Source organism: Bacteroides sp. DH3716P (genome assembly GCF_025914115.1).
Classification (GTDB): domain Bacteria; phylum Bacteroidota; class Bacteroidia; order Bacteroidales; family Bacteroidaceae; genus Bacteroides; species Bacteroides ovatus.
On the sequence record NZ_CP083673.1, the window covers coordinates 2,377,152 to 2,396,615 of the forward strand.

Annotated in this window: 16 protein-coding genes; 12 read left to right on the forward strand and 4 right to left on the reverse strand. The window is 43.9% G+C overall.

Features of this window, described 5'->3' with window-relative positions; all coding sequences use genetic code 11:
- Positions 1-82 precede the first annotated feature (82 nt).
- On the forward strand, positions 83-583 hold the full coding sequence (locus tag KQP79_RS08655) for a DUF4251 domain-containing protein (protein ID WP_032846475.1): 501 nt from the start codon (positions 83-85) through the stop codon (positions 581-583).
- 8 nt (positions 584-591) lie between these two features.
- On the opposite strand, the gene KQP79_RS08660 is transcribed toward KQP79_RS08655, so the two are convergent.
- Entirely contained in the window at positions 592-1,215 is a 624-nt protein-coding gene (locus tag KQP79_RS08660) for a trimeric intracellular cation channel family protein (RefSeq protein ID WP_004311582.1), read from the reverse strand.
- 92 nt (positions 1,216-1,307) lie between these two features.
- On the opposite strand from KQP79_RS08660, the gene wecB reads away from it, so the two are divergent.
- The 4 genes from wecB to KQP79_RS08680 all read left to right on the forward strand — a co-directional run bounded on the left by wecB (position 1,308) and on the right by KQP79_RS08680 (position 7,718).
- Positions 1,308-2,393, forward strand: a complete 1,086-nt coding sequence (gene wecB / locus KQP79_RS08665) for a non-hydrolyzing UDP-N-acetylglucosamine 2-epimerase (RefSeq protein WP_004311581.1) — start codon at positions 1,308-1,310, stop codon at positions 2,391-2,393.
- Between the two features lie 366 nt (positions 2,394-2,759).
- The gene (locus tag KQP79_RS08670) at positions 2,760-5,336 is read left to right on the forward strand and encodes a DUF5686 and carboxypeptidase-like regulatory domain-containing protein (RefSeq protein WP_061448297.1); all 2,577 of its coding nucleotides are present in this window, start codon (positions 2,760-2,762) and stop codon (positions 5,334-5,336) included.
- A 6-nt stretch (positions 5,337-5,342) separates the two neighbouring features.
- Positions 5,343-6,614 (forward strand): replication-associated recombination protein A, encoded by a 1,272-nt coding sequence (locus KQP79_RS08675; protein ID WP_004316871.1) that lies wholly within the window; start codon positions 5,343-5,345, stop codon positions 6,612-6,614.
- A 147-nt stretch (positions 6,615-6,761) separates the two neighbouring features.
- Entirely contained in the window at positions 6,762-7,718 is a 957-nt protein-coding gene (locus KQP79_RS08680; RefSeq protein ID WP_061448296.1) for a D-2-hydroxyacid dehydrogenase, read from the forward strand.
- A 248-nt stretch (positions 7,719-7,966) separates the two neighbouring features.
- On the opposite strand, the gene cydB is transcribed toward KQP79_RS08680, so the two are convergent.
- From cydB to KQP79_RS08695, 3 genes are read right to left on the reverse strand one after another with little or no spacing between them, the layout of a single operon-like run.
- Positions 7,967-9,109, reverse strand: coding sequence for a cytochrome d ubiquinol oxidase subunit II (gene cydB, locus KQP79_RS08685; RefSeq protein ID WP_061448295.1), 1,143 nt, complete (start codon positions 9,107-9,109; stop codon positions 7,967-7,969).
- Between the two features lie 37 nt (positions 9,110-9,146).
- On the reverse strand, positions 9,147-10,694 hold the full coding sequence (locus tag KQP79_RS08690) for a cytochrome ubiquinol oxidase subunit I (protein ID WP_004311577.1): 1,548 nt from the start codon (positions 10,692-10,694) through the stop codon (positions 9,147-9,149).
- Positions 10,695-10,714: 20 nt separating this feature from the next.
- Entirely contained in the window at positions 10,715-10,951 is a 237-nt protein-coding gene (locus tag KQP79_RS08695) for a DUF4492 domain-containing protein (protein ID WP_004300334.1), read from the reverse strand.
- Between the two features lie 218 nt (positions 10,952-11,169).
- Between KQP79_RS08695 and KQP79_RS08700 the strand changes: the two genes are divergently transcribed.
- From KQP79_RS08700 to KQP79_RS08730, 7 genes are all read left to right on the forward strand, one after another.
- Positions 11,170-12,567, forward strand: a complete 1,398-nt coding sequence (locus KQP79_RS08700; protein WP_004326925.1) for a TolC family protein — start codon at positions 11,170-11,172, stop codon at positions 12,565-12,567.
- A gap of 19 nt (positions 12,568-12,586) precedes the next feature.
- Positions 12,587-13,816: an efflux RND transporter periplasmic adaptor subunit gene (locus KQP79_RS08705; protein ID WP_234120553.1), complete on the forward strand. Its 1,230-nt coding sequence runs from the start codon at positions 12,587-12,589 to the stop codon at positions 13,814-13,816.
- Between the two features lie 48 nt (positions 13,817-13,864).
- A complete protein-coding gene (locus tag KQP79_RS08710; protein WP_004300330.1) occupies positions 13,865-14,608 on the forward strand; it encodes an ABC transporter ATP-binding protein in 744 nt (247 codons plus the stop codon).
- Positions 14,609-14,727: 119 nt separating this feature from the next.
- On the forward strand, positions 14,728-15,948 hold the full coding sequence (locus KQP79_RS08715; RefSeq protein ID WP_004300329.1) for an ABC transporter permease: 1,221 nt from the start codon (positions 14,728-14,730) through the stop codon (positions 15,946-15,948).
- Between the two features lie 48 nt (positions 15,949-15,996).
- Positions 15,997-17,058: a sensor histidine kinase gene (locus KQP79_RS08720; RefSeq protein ID WP_061448293.1), complete on the forward strand. Its 1,062-nt coding sequence runs from the start codon at positions 15,997-15,999 to the stop codon at positions 17,056-17,058.
- A 42-nt stretch (positions 17,059-17,100) separates the two neighbouring features.
- Positions 17,101-17,799, forward strand: coding sequence for a LytR/AlgR family response regulator transcription factor (locus tag KQP79_RS08725; RefSeq protein ID WP_004300327.1), 699 nt, complete (start codon positions 17,101-17,103; stop codon positions 17,797-17,799).
- A 367-nt stretch (positions 17,800-18,166) separates the two neighbouring features.
- The gene (locus KQP79_RS08730) at positions 18,167-19,390 is read left to right on the forward strand and encodes a tyrosine-type recombinase/integrase (protein WP_004318751.1); all 1,224 of its coding nucleotides are present in this window, start codon (positions 18,167-18,169) and stop codon (positions 19,388-19,390) included.
- Positions 19,391-19,464 lie beyond the last annotated feature (74 nt).

Here is a 19,464-nt window from a genome sequence, read left to right on the forward strand (position 1 = left end):
ATTAAAAGAAACAGAAGTATCCCTGTCTTTTTAGTATATTTGATTGTTATACATATATACATCAACCTAAATGCAAACTGATATGAGAACGAAGAAGCAAATCTTTATGCTGTTACTAGCCTTGCTAGTGGGCATCCCTACCCTTTCGGCTCAACAAAGTAAAAAGGAAAAGAAGGAACAGAAGAAAGAAGCAGTAATGAAACTAATTGAATCTGAAAATTACAAGATAGATGTCAACACTGCCATGCCGATGCGCGGACGCTCCATCCCTTTGACATCTTCCTACTCACTGACAATCAGAAATGATTCGGTTATTTCTTACTTGCCTTATTATGGACGGGCTTATAGCATTCCGTATGGCGGAGGTGACGGACTTAACTTCAAAACCATCCTCAAAGAATATAATGTGGAAATGGATAAAAAAGGGAATGCCGTTATCAAGTTCGTCGCACGTAATCCTGAAGACAGATATGAATTCAGAGCCAAAGTATTTCCCAATGGTTCGGCAAGTATCGATGTCAATATGCAAAACCGTCAGTCCATTAGTTTTCAAGGAGAACTGGATATAAAGGAGGAAAAATAATGCCATCCTTATTCTTCCGGCTCTTCCCCACCTTTTAATATAGGCAGGCAAATGTGATATTTTACAGCTAAGATGCGAGTCAGAAATACGGCTGATCCGCCAATCAACTGACAAGCGTAGGACTCCATACCTGCGAGATCGCAAATCCAATATGCAATACCGCCTACGACACAAGCCATTGCGTAAATCTCCTTTCGGAAGATAAGAGGTATTTCATTGATAAATACGTCACGAATGACCCCACCGGCCGCTCCCGTAATGCTACCCATGATAATCGCCACCCAGAAAGGATAACCCAGAGCAATGCTCTTGCCTACACCTACCACGGTAAACAGTGCCAGACCGATGGTATCGAAAATGAAGAAAGTATTATTGAGCCGGATGAGCCAGCGTCCGAAACAGATGACCCATAACAAAGCCAGTCCTGTACAAATCAGATAGATAGGGTCGGTCATCCATCCCGGTGTCACGTCGAGCAGCACATCACGGATAGTACCGCCGCCGATAGCCGTAGCAAGTCCTACCACATAAGCGCCGAACCAGTCGAAACGTTTCGCCGAAGCTAGCCGGATACCACTAATAGCAAAGGCAAATGTGCCTATAAAATCAAGAATTTGAACGAATGTGGGCATATATTTGTTATTTTGTATGCAAAGTAACGAATAAATTCCGTAAGAAAATGTACTTTTGCTTCACGAATTAAACCGAATTAGGTAGAAACAATATGAAAATAACAATTGTTGCGGGGGCACGCCCCAATTTTATGAAGATAGCTCCCATTACACGCGCTATTGAAGCCGCACGGGCGCTGGGTAAAAGTATCTCTTACCGACTGGTTTATACCGGGAGGAAAGACGATACGAGTCTGGATGCTTCTCTCTTTTCGGATCTCGACATGAAAGCTCCTGATGTATATCTGGGAGTGGAAAGCAGTAATCCAACGAGTTTGACAGCCGGAATCATGGTAGCCTTTGAACAAGAACTGACGGAAAATCCGGCACACGTAGTCCTTGTGGTAGACGACTTGACCGCAACCATGAGTTGTGCCATCGTTGCCAAGAAACAAGGCATCAAGGTAGCGCATCTCGTAGCCGGAACCCGTTCTTTCGATATGAAAATGCCGAAAGAAGTCAACCGCATGATTACAGACGGACTATCCGACTATCTGTTCACAGCCGGTATGGTTGCCAACCGCAACCTGAACCAGACGGGAACGGAAAGCGAAAACGTATATTATGTAGGCAACATTCTGATTGATGCCATCCGCTACAACCGGAACCGCTTGCTCAAACCGATATGGTTCTCCGTCTTGGGACTGCAAGAAGGAAATTATCTCCTATTTACTCTCAATCGTCGTGTATTACTCGGCAATAAGGAGAATCTGCGTCAGTTGATGAAAACAATCATCGACAAGTCTGCCGGTATGCCTATCGTTGCACCGCTGCACACCTACGTGCGCAATGCCATCAAAGAGTTGGACATCGAAGCTCCGAATCTCCATATCATGCCGCCGCAGAACTACCTGTTCTTCGGTTATCTGATAAACAAGGCGAAAGGAATCATAACAGATTCAGGAAACGTAGCCGAAGAAGCGACCTTCCTGGGTATTCCTTGTATCACACTCAACACGTATGCCGAACATCCGGAAACGTGGCGCATGGGAACCAACGAACTTGTCGGAGAAGATCCTGCCCTGCTTGCCAAAACCATGGATACACTGATGCACGGTGAATGGAAACGTGGCGAACTTCCCGAACGTTGGGACGGACGTACCGCAGAGCGTATTGTACAGATACTTACGAGCAAATAACATTTACCCGGCATGTTCCATTCCGTTTCCCGGCATGGGACTGTTAGTTTCACGCCTTGAAACTAATAGTTTCACACCGAGAAACAAAGTGTTTCACACCGAGAAACCAACAGTTTCATGCCGGGAAACAAAAAGTTTCAAGGGTCGAAACAAAAAGTGCCCTACAACAGGAGCAAAGGTTTCAAATACCGGAACCGGGAGAATGAAATGCGGAAATGCCCTTATCAAAAGGATTAACAGCGGGATGTTCCTTGAATTATCGGACGATATATGCTTGTAAACAACAAAAAACGATGGGTAAAAAAAGTTATATATTCTGTTATCCTTAGAGTTATTTGTTAACTTTGCAGCCCTACTACGAACGTTATGATACAACGATATAACAAAATACTTATACTGTTCTTACTCGTATTGGTAGCTTCCAATGCTTTTGCACAGCAAATTAAAGGGGTAGTCACTGATTCGGTTACCCACGAGCCATTGATGTATATCTCTGTTTACTACCAGGAAAAGAGAGATATGGGTACCATCACCAATATTGACGGAGAATACAGTCTTGACACCCGCAGAAACGGAGGAACACTGGTGTTCTCCGCTGTAGGTTATATCAGTAAAACGGTTCGGGTTGGTTCCAACAATCAGACAGTGAACGTTAAGTTAGCTCCGGATAATGTGCTCCTGAACGAGGTTGTCGTGAAACCTCAAAAGGAGAAATATTCCCGCAAGAACAATCCGGCAGTGGAATTCATGAAGAAGGTAATCGAACACAAAAAGGCACAAGTCCTCGAAGTGAACGAGTACTATCAGTACGACAAGTACGAGAAGATGAAAATGTCTATCAACGACCTCACACCGGAAAAGCTTGAAAAAGGTATCTACAAAAAATATTCATTCTTAAGAGACCAAGTGGAAGTGTCGGAAACAACCAATAAGTTGATTCTCCCTATTTCCGTACAGGAAACGTCCTCGCAAACCATCTACCGCAAAAATCCCGAAAACAAGAAAACGATTATCAAAGGAAAGAACTCCAATGGTATAGAAGAATTTTTCTCTACGGGAGATATGCTCGGTACCGTATTGAAAGACGTATTTGCCGACATCAATATCTACGATGATGATATCCGGTTGCTTCAGCAGCGTTTCGTCAGTCCGATCGGTAACAATGCCATCTCATTTTATAAATATTATCTGATGGATACATTGATGGTAAACAAACGCGAATGTGTCCACCTCACTTTTGTTCCGCAAAACTCGCAGGACTTCGGATTCACCGGCCATCTGTATGTATTGAACGATTCTACATACGCCGTTCAGAAATGCACGATGAACCTGCCTAAAAAGACCGGAGTCAACTTTGTCAACCGCATGGACATCACGCAACAGTATGAGCAACTGCCCAACGGCAACTGGGTATTGGCGGATGATGACATGACCGTAGACCTTTCCTGGAATTCCAACAAAACAGCAGGTGGATTGCAGGTGGAACGAACCACGAAATATAGTAATTATAAATTCGATCCTATTGAACAACGACTGTTCCGGTTGAAAGGCAGCGTGATAAAAGAAGCGGATATGCTCTCGAAAAGCGATGAGTACTGGGCGAGTGTCCGTCAAGTACCATTGACAAAGAAAGAAAGTTCGATGGATGTATTCGTCAACCGTCTCGAACAGATTCCGGGATTCAAATACATCATCTTCGGAGCGAAAGCACTGATTGAGAACTTTGTAGAAACAGGAAGCAAAGAGCATCCGAGCAAAGTGGACATCGGCCCTATCAACACCATGATTTCGAGCAATTACATTGATGGTACCCGTTTCCGGTTGAGCGGTATGACTACGGCTCATTTCGACAAGCACTGGTTCTTGAGCGGATACGGAGCGTACGGTCTGAAAGACGAACGCTGGAAATATAGCGGAACGGTGACTTATTCGTTCAACAAACGCGATTATGTGGTCTGGGAGTTCCCGAAACATTATCTTTCGGCAACATACAGTTATGATGTAATGTCTCCGATGGACAAATTCCTGTTTACGGATAAAGATAATATCTTCCTGTCGGTCAAGACAACGACAGTAGACCAAATGTCGTATATGCGCGACGCCACCATTAATTATGAACTCGAAACGCTGACGGGATTCGGAGTGAAAGCCATGTTGCGACACCGTAACGACGAGCCTACCGGCAAACTGGAATACCTGCGCAATGATGCCGCACAAACCCGTGTGCACGATGTCACGACTTCCGAAGCAAGTCTGACGCTGCGCTATGCGCCGGGCGAATCATTTGTCAACTCCAAGCAACGCCGCGTGCCTGTGTCGCTGGACGCTCCTATCTTTACGCTCACTCATGCTATGGGTTTCAAAGGAGTATTGGGCGGGGATTATAACTTTAACCGCACGGAAGCAAGTGTGTGGAAACGTTTCTGGCTCCCGGCTTCCTGGGGAAAGATTGATTGCAGCGTGAAAGCAGGTGCAGAATGGAACACAGTTCCTTTCCCGTTGTTAATCCTGCCGGAAGCCAACTTGTCCTACATCACCCAGCGCGAAACGTTCAACTTGATTAATAACATGGAATTCCTGAACGACCGTTACGCTTCCATGTCATTATCATACGACATGAATGGAAAACTCTTCAACCGTATTCCTCTTATCAAGAACCTGAAATGGAGGGAAATGTTCCGTGTACGTGCTTTGTGGGGAACATTGACGGACAAGAATAATCCGTTCAAGAGCAACAATCCCGATTTGTTCCGTTTCCCGACACGCGACGGTAAGTTCACCAGTTTCGTGATGGACCCGAAAGTGCCGTATGTCGAAGCAAGTGTAGGTATCTACAACATTTTCAAGTTGCTGCACGTTGAGTATGTACATCGTTTCACTTATCGTGATAATCCGGGTATCAACAAAAACGGTATCCGCTTCATGGTATTAATGGTATTCTAAAAAATTATGCAACCACTAGCAGAACGGTTACGGCCAAAGACTTTGGATGATTATATCGGTCAGAAACATTTAGTTGGACCGGGGGCTATCTTGCGGAAAATGATTGACGCAGGACGCATCTCTTCGTTTATTCTCTGGGGACCTCCCGGAGTGGGTAAAACAACCCTTGCGCAAATCATTGCCAACAAACTGGAAACACCTTTCTATACGTTAAGTGCCGTGACTTCCGGTGTGAAGGATGTGCGCGAAGTGATAGAACGTGCCAAGAGCAACCGCTTCTTTTCACAGTCCAGCCCGATTCTGTTTATCGATGAAATCCATCGGTTCAGCAAGTCGCAGCAGGATTCTCTGTTGGGAGCGGTAGAGAACGGAACAGTCACGCTGATTGGCGCAACAACGGAGAATCCGTCGTTTGAGGTCATCCGCCCTCTCCTGTCCCGCTGCCAGCTTTATGTGCTCAAATCTTTGGAGAAAGAAGATTTATTGGAACTTCTGCAACGTGCCATCACCACGGATGCCGTATTGAAAGAGCGCAAAATTGAATTGAAAGAAACAACCGCCATGTTGCGTTTTTCCGGTGGAGACGCCCGCAAGCTGCTTAATATATTGGAACTCGTTGTGCAATCGGAAACGGAAGAGACTGTCGTCATCACCGATGAAATGGTGACCGAACGGTTGCAACAAAATCCGCTGGCATACGACAAGGATGGGGAGATGCATTATGACATTATCTCCGCTTTCATCAAGTCTATTCGTGGCAGTGATCCCGATGGAGCGATCTACTGGCTTGCCCGTATGGTGGAAGGAGGCGAAGATCCTGCTTTCATTGCCCGCCGACTGGTGATTTCGGCTGCCGAGGACATTGGTTTGGCAAACCCGAACGCACTGCTTCTCGCTAACGCCTGCTTTGAAACATTGATGAAAATCGGCTGGCCCGAAGGACGGATTCCTTTGGCTGAAACAACGATTTATCTGGCTACCAGTCCGAAGAGTAATTCGGCATACAGCGCGATCAATGACGCACTGGAGTTAGTCCGTTCAACCGGTAATCTGCCTGTCCCCTTGCATCTGCGCAATGCTCCGACCAAACTGATGAAGCAACTGGGCTACGGACAGGAATATAAATATGCACACAGCTATGAAGGTAACTTTGTCAAACAGCAATTCCTTCCGGACGAACTGAAAGACAAACGGATATGGCAACCGCAAAACAATCCGGCAGAGCAGAAGCATGCCGAACGGATGATACAGTTGTGGGGAGACAAATTCAAGAAATGATATTTTCAGGCATAGATTACACGGATTACGCAGATGCTTCATGCAAAGCATATTTTAAGAAAACGTGAAATCCGTGTAATCCGCGCCTATAATATCAATATGTTGTTAAGAAAACACGTATAACTTATTATTAATATTGAAATTGAAATGAAGATTGTAGTTTTAGACGGCTTTGCCGCCAATCCCGGAGATTTATCCTGGGAAGGTATGAAAGTTCTTGGAGAATGTACAATTTATGATCGTACAGCTCCGGAAGAGGTATTAGAACGTGCAGCCGGTGCAGAAGCAATTCTGACTAACAAGGTAATCATCAATGCAGACCACATGGCTGCACTGCCCGAACTGAAATATATCGGTGTATTGGCTACCGGATACAACGTGGTAGACACAGCTGCTGCCAAAGAACGGGGAATCGTCGTTACTAATATTCCTTCATACAGCACCGCTTCCGTTGCTCAAATGGTATTTTCGCATATCCTGAACATCACTCAACAAGTGCAACACCACTCCGAAGAAGTGCACAAAGGCCGTTGGACAAACAACAAAGATTTCTGTTTTTGGGACACTCCGTTGATGGAACTTCGGGATAAGAAAATCGGTCTGGTAGGATTGGGAAACACCGGATATACCACAGCGCGTGTTGCTATCGGATTCGGTATGCAAGTGTACGCATTGACTTCTAAATCTCACTTCCAGTTGCCACCGGAAATCAAAAAGATGGATTTGGATCAATTGTTCAGCGAATGCGATATTATCAGTTTGCACTGCCCGCTTACACCGGATACACGCGAAATGGTGAATGCACGCCGTCTTGCTATGATGAAGCCGACAGCTATCTTAATCAATACCGGTCGCGGACCGCTTATCAACGAACAAGATCTTGCAGATGCTTTGAACAGCGGTAAGATTTATGCAGCCAGCGTAGACGTGCTTTCTACCGAACCGCCTTGTGCCGACAATCCATTGCTGACAGCAAAGAACTGCTACATCACTCCGCACATTGCCTGGGCAACCATAGAGGCTCGTGAACGTCTGATGAATATTGCAATCAGCAATCTTCAGGCTTACATTTCTGGCAAACCGGAGAATGTAGTCAATAAATAATTAGCATTAGTGTAATTCATAACGAGGGTGTCATAATGCCCGAAGTGTTTAGGCACACACGTTAAGTATAAAATATATAAAAAGCTCCCCTTATTTCATCTCTCTACCATGACTTAGAGTGATGTTAAATAAGGGGAGTTTATTTATTCCGACTAGAATCTCTATTTCGAAATTCTATATGGACAATGTATAAGTGTATGGACAAAGTTATTAGTACACAGACAAAAGACTAATATACAAATGATATATTAGTATGAGTGTCCTCCTTCATCCATTTCTTTCTCGGTAATCTTATGCCGGTCGATACTACGCCAAGCGTAGAAAATATAAGCAATCACGAACGGAACAAGAATGGAAACATAAGCCATTGTCTTCAGTGTAAATTCACTGGAGCAGCTATTGGCTAATGTCAATGAGCTTTGCAGGTCGGTATATGACGGATAATAGGCAGTATTGTTGTACCCTGCTACCAGTAGCAAAGATAAAACAGTCAGTACCGTACCGATTCCTGCAAACCAGATACCTTTATCAAAAGTCTTTTTAAGCAATGTCTTTCCGATACCGAAAAGAACCAGTACCACCCCAATCAGGAATAAAACCAGCACTACCGGCATCTCGATAAAGTTTGTGAGATACTTGTATGGCTGCATATAAATCTCCTGTGTTTCCGGGTTAACGGCAAAGCCTTCGGACACCAATGTACGAATGACAAACGACAAAAAGAATACAAGGAACAAGACTGTGTTATTGCGTACTGCACGACGACATTTGTCAGTCAGTTCTTTGTCATCAATATTATTAATGAAATAGAGTGCTCCCAATACACGGGCAAGGAAGAAGACAGCCAATCCGAGAATTACATTCCAGATATTCGTCAACGCATCCAATCCGTGCCAGCCATTTCCCCAATGACTGATTACCGGCATAATAGTGTCTGTCATATTGGCCTTATTAATATAGAAATCAGAACCGGTGAAGAAAGTAGCCACCGCCCCGCCAAGTAACACAGGACCCACTACCCCATTAATCACCAAGAAAGTCTGATATGTCTTTTTACCTAACAGATTTCCTGCCTTACTCTGAAACTCATAACTGACAGCCTGCAATACAAAACTGAAAAGTATAATCATCCAAAGCCAATATGCACCGCCGAAACTGGTACTGTAAAACAAGGGGAAAGAAGCGAAGAAAGCTCCTCCAAATGTAACCAATGTAGTAAACGTAAACTCCCACTTACGTCCGGTAGAATTCACCATCATCTTACGATGTTCCTCGGTTTTACCCAAGCAGAACAACAAAGAATTACCTCCTTGTACAAACAATAAGAACACGAGTATGGCTCCTAACAAGGAAACGACAAGCCACCAATATTGTTGCAAAAATATATACATATAGCTAAAATATTAAGTAATGAGTAATAGGTAATTATCAATTCTCCGGTCCTTTTTTAATAGCCTTTACCATAATTCCGACACCTGCAATCAGCATCACTGTAAACAGGAGCAGGAAGATAAAGAAAGTCGTTTGTACAGAGCTTACATCCAGTTTGGAGATGGCAGCCATTGTCGGCAGCATATCACGGATAGCCCACGGTTGACGCCCACATTCGGCAACCACCCATCCGGCTTGTCCGGCGATGTATCCCAAAGGAATTGTCAGCAGAGCAATCCAGTGCATCCAACGCATCTGGCTTAAATCTTTCTTATAGATAAAGAAGAGAACGACAATAAAGAACAGGATGAAGTATCCGCCCAAGATTACCATTACACGGAATGCATAAAAGTTCAGAGGAACATTCGGAACCAGTTGGTTCACATCTTTGATATATCCGTAACCGAAATATGGAATATTTTCCTGTAATACTTTATATGCAATTTGAGCATCTTCCTCATGTCCTGCACTCTTTGCTGCACGATAGGCAGCCAATGCACCGATAGCCGTTTTTCCACGTTCTATCTTCTCGGCAGCAGAAAGAGCTGTCGATCCGTCTTTCTGTTGATAACCACCCTCGATGATATTTGTAATACCAGGAACGTAGCCGTCTACATTACGTTCTGCAAGGAAAGAAAGCATGCTGGGGATTTCAAAACGGAAGAGGAAAGGATCTTTCCCATCGTTGTAAGTCTTCTTTTCCGGGTTCAACACTCCTATTCCAACCAGACCTACATTAGTGCCGCCTTCATACAGACCTTCCACGGCAGCCAGTTTCATCGGTTGCGTCTGGGCAATCTGATAACCGGAACCATCACCCGTCCAAACAGAAAGCAACGATGCTACTAATCCAAAAATCGCCCCAATCTTAATGCTGGCAAGCGCAAACTCACGATTACGTTTCTTCAGCAGATACCAACAACTGATGCCGACTACAAAAATAGCACCCAGCACCCAGCCGGACAATACCGTATGGAAGAATTTATTGACCGCTACAGGTGACGTAGCCACTGCCCAGAAATCTACCATCTCATTACGAACTGTATCAGGATTGAATTCCATGCCTACCGGATGCTGCATCCATGCGTTGGCAACGAGAATCCACCAGGCGGAAATCGTAGCTCCCAAGCCTGTGAGCCAGGTAGAAGCCAAGTGGAAACGTTTACTTACTTTGCCCCACCCAAAGAACATGACGGCGATAAATGTGGCTTCCATAAAGAATGCCAAAATACCTTCAATAGCCAACGGAGCACCGAAGATGTCTCCTACAAACCACGAATAATTGCTCCAGTTTGTACCGAACTCAAACTCCAGAATCAAACCGGTTGCCACACCAATGGCAAAGTTTATACCGAAGAGTTTCATCCAAAACTGGGCAGTCTTTTTCCAAAATTCATTGCCTGTTTTATAATACAGCGTCTCCATGATTCCCATCACCACTGCCAGTCCGAGTGTGAGAGGAACAAAAATCCAGTGGTACATGGCTGTCATCGCAAATTGGGCTCTCGACCAATCGATCAGCGAGGTGTCAATACTTTCAATCATAATCCTATGTAGTTTAAGAGTTAAAAATCAGTAGATTTACCGGGGATGGCACGTTCTATCAGTTCGTTTCCCACGTATGTTCCCTTGTCGTCATCCGTAGGATGGTCACGGAGGAAATCAGGGAAAAAGAACATTTTAAGGATGAAGAACATAACGAATAATTTCAGCAGAATGATAACCCACAGGGTACGCCCCAAGGTCATACTACGGAAGCCCTCCAAATAGAAGTTCCAGATCGTAAGCAGTGTATTCTTCATATGTTGACGTTATAATTTGTAATGAGTACAAATATACATTTTTTATAATTAAAACAAACAACTAGTCAAAAAAGTTGTGTGATTTGTTGTGTTTTTCTTCAAAAACCTGCCTATCGACAGAAAAAAAACATTTAACGGCGAAATTACGTCATCCGTCTATCGTTTTTGCGGCATATATAATATGTACGTACCTTCGCTAACAGTAAATCAATAGAAGTATGAATATGATAAATGTAAGAAGATTGACAGTGATGACATTTCTTGGAGCAGGTATGCTGTCCGGCATATCTGCCCAAGTTTCTCCGCTGCAAGTCGATACGCTGAAAGAAACGAAAATTCCGGCTCAATGGGATTTGCAGTCATGCATCGACTACGCAAAAGAGCAGAACATCACGATTCGCAAGAACCGGATCACTGCGGCCAGCACGCAGATTGATGTAAAGACAGCTAAGGCTGCCTTGTTTCCCAGTCTTTCGTTCTCTACCAGCCAGCAGGTGGTGAATCGTCCGTATCAGGAGACGAGTAGTCGGGTAAGCGGCAGCGAAATTATCAGTAGCAATAGTAAAACGAGCTACAATGGTAATTATGGACTGAATGCGTCGTGGACTCTATATAATGGTAATAAAAGACTGAAAACCATCCAGCAGGAAAAGTTGAACAATCAGGTAGCCGAACTGGACGTAGCGACTTCCGAAAATAACATTCAGGAATCTATCGCCCAAGTGTATATCCAGATTCTTTATGCAGCCGAGTCTGTCAAAGTAAACGAAAGTACCCTGCAAGTCTCTATTGCGCAGCGTGACCGCGGACAGGAACTTCTGAACGCCGGAAGTATTGCTAAAAGCGACTTCGCCCAACTGGAAGCACAGGTGAGCACAGACCGATACCAACTTGTCACAGCGCAAGCCACTCTTGAAGATTACAAATTACAACTGAAACAATTGCTCGAACTGGATGGGGAGAATGAAATGAACATCTACCTCCCTGCCCTGTCCGACGAAAATGTACTGGCTCCGTTGCCTACCAAAAAAGATGTGTACATTCGTGCATTGAGTCTTCGCCCAGAGATTGAAGCTAGCAAACTTAATGTAGAGGCTTCCGAACTGGGTATCGGTATTGCCAAATCAAGTTATTTGCCCACAATCAGCCTTAGCGCAGGAATCGGAACCAACCACACCAGCGGCAGCGACTTCACTTTCGGAGAGCAAGTGAAAAACGGATGGAACAATTCGATCGGATTGTCTGTCAGTGTGCCGATCTTCAATAACCGTCAAACTAAAAGTGCCGTACAGAAAGCAAAATTGCAATACGAGACGAGCATGTTATCCTTGCTTGACGAACAAAAAACTCTGTACAAGACCATCGAAGGACTCTGGCTGGATGCTAACAGTGCACAGCAACGTTATGCAGCAGCAAACGAGAAGTTGAAGAGTACACAAATCAGCTATGAGTTAATTAGCGAACAGTTTAATCTGGGAATGAAGAATACCATAGAACTTCTTACTGAAAAGAACAACTTGCTACAAGCACAGCAGGAACAGCTTCAAGCCAAATATATGGCTATACTGAATATGCAGTTGCTGAAGTTCTATCAGGGAGATCAATTAGCAATCTAAATAAAAGCATAATAAACGAATGAAAACGAAAAAGATTATCTTAATCGCTGTGGCAGTCGTTGTGGTAGCAGGTGCAGGAATCTGGTTCTTTGCAGGTTCACCGGCCAAACACAAAGTCACCTACGCCACTGCCAACGTGAGCAAAGGCGATATTTCAAATTCGGTCACTGCTACCGGAACCATCGAACCGGTGACGGAAGTAGAAGTCGGTACGCAGGTTTCCGGTATCATCGACAAGATTTACGTAGATTACAACTCGGTAGTAACCAAAGGACAGTTGATTGCCGAAATGGACCGTGCCACATTGCAAAGTGAATTGGCATCACAACAGGCAACGTACGATGGTGCAAAAGCCGAATATGAATATCAGAAGAAGAATTATGAACGTAGCAAAGGCTTACACGAAAAGTCACTGATTAGTGATACGGATTTCGAACAGGCCCTCTACAACTATCAGAAAGCGAAAAGTAGCTATGATAGCAGTAAGGCATCGCTCGCAAAAGCAGAACGTAACTTGGCTTATGCTACTATCACCTCACCGATTGACGGAGTAGTCATCAGCCGTGATGTGGAAGCAGGACAAACCGTTGCTTCCGGATTCGAAACTCCGACACTGTTCACCATTGCTGCCGACCTGACACAGATGCAGGTAGTAGCCGATGTGGATGAAGCTGATATAGGCGGTGTAGTAGAAGGCCAGCGTGCCAGCTTCACGGTAGATGCTTATCCGAATGATGTATTCGAAGGCGTAGTTACACAAATTCGTCTGGGAGATGCAAGCAGTACGAGCAGTACGAGCAGTACAAGCACCACCACTACAGTAGTTACTTATGAAGTTGTAATCTCTGCTCCCAACCCTGATTTGAAACTGAAACCTCGTTTGACAGCTAATGTCACGATCTATATTCTTGATAAAAAGGATGTGTTGTCTGTCCCGAACAAAGCACTGCGATTCACACCTGAAAAACCGTTAATCGGTAATAATGACATCGTAAAAGATTGCGAAGGCGAACATAAACTCTGGACTCGTGAAGGAACCACATTCACCGCTCATCCGGTAGAAGTAGGAATCAGCAACGGTATATCTACAGAAATTATCAGTGGCATTTCCGAAGGAACAAAAGTAGTGACCGAAGCTACCATAGGAGCAATGCCCGGTGAAAATGTGGCTGCTGAAGGAAATCAGGAAAGTGGCGGAGAAAGAAGTCCGTTCATGCCTGGCCCTCCGGGAAGTAAGAAGAAAAAATAATTATTCAATGTGCCAATCCGTTATTGGCACATTAACACATTATTTACGATGAAAAAAGTAATTGAAATACAAAATATCAAACGTAACTTTCAGGTAGGCGACGAAACCGTCCACGCATTGCGAGGCGTTTCGTTCAATATCAATGAAGGAGAGTTTGTTACCATCATGGGGACTTCCGGTTCGGGAAAATCCACGCTGCTTAATATATTAGGCTGCCTGGACACCCCGACCAGTGGAGAATATCTGCTCGACGATATTCCCGTACGTACGATGAGCAAGCCTCAACGTGCAGTACTAAGAAACCGGAAGATTGGCTTCGTGTTCCAAAGCTACAACTTGTTACCTAAAACGACGGCTGTAGAAAATGTGGAACTACCGCTTATGTACAACTCTGCCGTGAGCGCTTCCGAACGCCGTCGCCGCGCCATCGAATCCCTACAGGCTGTAGGATTGGGGGACCGTCTGGAACATAAATCCAACCAGATGTCCGGTGGACAGATGCAGCGCGTTGCCATCGCACGCGCATTGGTCAACAATCCGGCAGTGATTCTTGCCGACGAAGCGACCGGAAACCTCGATAGCCGTACCTCTTTCGAGATACTTGTACTGTTTCAAAAGCTTCATGCAGAGGGACGTACGATTATCTTTGTAACACATAATCCCGAACTTTCGCAATATAGCAGCCGGAATATCCGTCTGCGTGACGGTCAGGTTATAGAAGATACAACCAATCCGAAAATTCTGTCTGCTGCCGAAGCGCTGGCCGCATTGCCGAAAAACGACGAGGATTAATAATTATTCAATGTGCCGATATACTAATGTGCCGATTGCTGTACAATAAACAGGTTGGGTGACTATACCTTCAGGAAATTGCCCCATTAGTATATAGACAAATTAGCAAATTATTCATTATGAATGGAACTAATTTATTTAAGATAGCTCTCCGGGCATTGGCGAACAATAAGCTGCGTGCTTTTCTCACCATGCTCGGTATCATTATCGGTGTTGCTTCTGTCATCACGATGCTGGCTATCGGACAAGGTTCGAAGAAAAGCATCCAGCAGCAGATTTCCGAAATGGGATCGAACATGATTATGATTCATCCGGGAGCCGATATGCGTGGAGGTGTCCGCCAAGACCCGTCTGCTATGCAAACCTTGAAGCTTGCCGACTACGAAGCCTTGCGTGATGAGACAAGTTTCCTGTCCGCCATCAGTCCCAATGTTTCATCATCGGGGCAACTCATTGCCGGAAACAACAACTACCCAGCTTCCGTGAACGGTGTCGGAACAGAATACCTCGACATCCGCCAGCTGACTGTTGAAAACGGAGAGATGTTCACTGAAGCCGACATACAGAGTTCGGCCAAAGTATGTGTGATTGGAAAGACTATAGTAGACAATCTTTTTCCGGACGGAAGTGATCCGGTAGGTAAGATTATTCGTTTCAGTAAAATACCGCTTCGTGTGGTAGGTGTGCTTAAAGCCAAAGGCTACAACTCCATGGGACAAGACCAGGATGCAGTAGTGCTTGCACCATACACCACAGTGATGAAACGTCTGCTTGCCGTTACGTATTTGCAGGGAGTGTTTGCCTCTGCCCTTACCGAAGATATGACGGATTATGCTACTGACGAAATCAGTACGATCCTCCGTCGCAACCATAAGCTGAAAGCTTCGGATGACGATGATTTCACCATCCGTACCCAACAGGAATTGAGTACAATGCTCAACTCAACCACCGATTTGATGACAACCCTGCTGGCTTGTATCGCAGGTATTTCATTGGTAGTAGGTGGTATCGGAATTATGAATATCATGTATGTATCCGTTACGGAACGTACCCGTGAAATCGGTCTGCGTATGTCTGTCGGTGCACGTGGAGTCGATATTCTAAGCCAATTCCTTATCGAGGCCATCATGATTAGTATTACGGGAGGTATCATCGGAGTGATTATCGGTTGCGGGGCTAGCTGGATTGTCAAGAGCGTAGCGCATTGGCCTATCTATATCCAGCCGTGGAGTGTATTCCTTTCCTTCGCAGTATGTACCGTTACGGGCGTCTTCTTCGGATGGTATCCGGCTAAGAAAGCAGCTGATTTAGACCCGATAGAAGCCATCAGATACGAATAATTGATTGACAACCGTCGGTTGTCAATTAAAAAAATTATCTTTGTCTTTATGAAACAAACCTTTACATCCGCACGTCGTCCCCTGGAGATACTGATACACATTATCAGCTGGGGGATTATGTTCGGTTTCCCGTTCTTCTTCGTTGAACGTGGAAACGGGAACATTAACTGGATGGCCTATATACGCCATCTTGCTGTACCACTCTCTTTTATGATTGCGTTCTACGTGAATTATTTCATTCTTGTCCCCCGTTATCTGTTTCAGAGTCAGGCCAAAAGATATATCGTCTACAACATTATCTTTTTATGTGTCATCGGCATTTTGTTACATCTCTGGCAAAGCCTGACATTCGATCCGTCATTTGCACCCAAAGCCAAAAGACCGGGTATGCCTCCGGGATGGCTATTCTTCCTTAGAGATATGTTGAGCCTCGTATTTACTATCGGCCTAAGTGCCGCTATCCGTATGAGCGCGCGATGGACGCAAAATGAAGCTGCCCGCAAAGAAGCGGAACGAAACCGTACGGAAGCGGAACTGAAAAATCTGCGAAACCAACTGAACCCTCACTTTCTGCTGAATACCCTGAATAATATCTATGCACTGATTGCATTTGATTCGGACAAAGCGCAACAAGCAGTTCAGGAGTTGAGCAAACTGCTTCGTTATGTGTTATATGATAACCAACAAACGTACGTTCCTCTCTGTAAAGAGGTTGATTTTATCCGAAATTACATTGAACTGATGCGCATCCGCCTGTCGGCCAATGTACAGATGATTACTAAATTTGATATTCAGCCCGACAGTCAGATGCTTATTGCTCCGCTTATCTTTATCTCATTGATAGAGAATGCTTTCAAGCATGGCATCTCCCCTACTGAATCGAGCTTCATCAGTATTCATCTTTCGGAGAATGATAAGGAGGTGATTTGCGAAATTCGCAACAGTAATCATCCAAAGACAGTGGAGGATAAAAGTGGCTCGGGTGTGGGACTGGAGCAAGTCAGCCGCCGGTTGGAGATTCTTTATCCCGGGGCTTATACCTGGTCGAAAGGTATCTCAAAAGATGAAAAAGTATATGAATCGAAATTAAGTATCAAGATCAGAGAGTAGATTTCAAAACATTGAATATAAAAACTTTAGATATAAAATAGTATGATGTTACGTTGTGCAATTGTTGACGATGAGCCGTTAGCTCTTAGCTTGTTAGAGAGTTACGTGAATAAAACCCCGTTCCTGCAACTCGTAGGAAAGTATTCCAGTGCGGTTCAGGCAATGAAAGAATTGCCTGGCGAAGAGGTCGATCTCCTGTTTCTGGACATCCAGATGCCGGAGCTTAATGGTTTGGAGTTTTCGAAGATGGTAGATCCGCACACCCGCATTGTGTTTACTACCGCTTTCGGACAGTATGCCATCGACGGTTATCGTGTCAATGCACTCGATTACCTGCTGAAACCAATCTCCTACGTCGATTTCCTGCAAGCTGCCAACAAAGCCCTTCAATGGTTCGAACTTGTGCAGAAACCGGAAGAGATAGACAGTATTTTTGTGAAAAGTGACTACAAACTGGTGCAAGTGGACTTGAAGAAAATCATGTATATCGAAGGACTGAAAGATTATATTAAAATATATACGGAAGATGCTTCCAAACCTATTCTATCACTGATGAGTATGAAAGCAATGGAGGAACTTTTACCTTCCAGCCGTTTCATACGCGTGCACCGCTCATTCATCGTACAAAAAGATAAGATACGTGTGATCGATCGCGGGCGTATTGTTTTTGACAAGACATATATTCCTATCAGCGATAGTTACAAGCAAGTTTTTCAGACTTTTCTTGACGAAAGGAGCTAATTATTCATGAATTTATCGGTAAAAAAGTGAATTTTGTCGATTATAGTTTGTCAAAACCCGTTTTATATCTACCTTTGCAACGAACAGAAAGGGATTGTGAAATTCCAAGAATAGAATAGTTTAGTTAAGTCTAGTTTAGTTTTTGTGTTGATCGGAAGCCTGCGAGCGAGCATGAGCTTCCGATTTTTATTTTATTGATATACAGCATATTAAAAGCACAATCGAACTATTTTTCCTATCAATTAGTAGTCTATAATAGAGAGCAAAAACGTCACTTTTGACGCTATAAAATGGTCGGATTATGGTCGGAAAATTCCCGGATTAGAATCTGATTATAAGTAAATTACAATAGGATGTTAAAAAAATAATGGTCGAAAACGCCATTTTTACCCTAAAAACACAAATTATGGCTACATTAACATTGGTAATAGTTCCCGCAAAAAGGTTATCAGACGGGACACATAAAATAAGAATTCGAGTCGCACACAACTCTGAAACGAGATTCATCACCACGGATATAGTGGTAAGGGAAAACGAGTTTAAGAACGGTAAAATAGTACACCGTCCAGACAAGGATTTTCTCAATACAAAATTACAACAGCTATACAACCTTTATTTCAAGCGATACATGGAACTGGACTACCCTGATTCGCTCACGTGCACGCAATTAGTCAAAATGATAACTAACCCGTTAAACGGAGAAAAGCATCGTAAGTTCGAGGATATCGTGGATGAATATCTGTCCCAAATAGATGAAGAAGAACGTACCAAGACATACAAACTCTATCGGCTGGCCACAAACAAGTTTATGCAATTCATCGGGAACGGTTCTCTCATGGAACATATTACCCCTATCAGAATGAACCAGTACATATCATGGCTCAAAAAGACAAAGCTGTCAAGCACCACAATCAACATCTACATAACCCTCCTAAAGGTTATCATTAACTATGCTATAAAGATGAGATACGTCACCTACGATATCGACCCTTTCATCACAGCCAGAATTCCATCAGCCCAAAAGAGGGAAACGCAAATCACCGTCGAAGAACTCAAGACAATCAGGGACGCCAATTTAGAGCATTACAATCTCAACGTCACACGGGACATTTTCATGCTTACTTATTATCTTGCCGGCATGAACCTAGTAGACATACTAGCATACGATTTCCGGACGGATGAAATAAACTACATCCGAAAAAAGACCAAAAACACCAAAGAGGGGGACTCCCTGATTTCCTTTTCCATTCCCGAAGAAGCAAAGCCCATTATAAAAAAGTATATGAAAAAGAATACAGGGAAAATTATATTCGGGAAATACAAGAACTATACCTCCTGCTATAACCTGCTGGCTAGGAAAATCAGTCAATTAGGCAAGGTGGCAGGAATCAGGCATAAATTCACCCTATATTCAGCCCGCAAATCTTTCGTCCAACATGGATATGACCTGGGAATTCCTCTTAGTACACTGGAATACTGTATCGGGCAGTCAATGAAAGAAGATAGACCAATCTTCAACTATGTCACAATAATGAGAAAACACGCTGATAAAGCAATCAGGGAAATACTTGACAACTTGAAAAATGAATAATCACATATAAAATAAATCACTAAGAATTTGCATAATAACCAAATGCTTATTATCTTTGTAGTGTCAAATAAGAG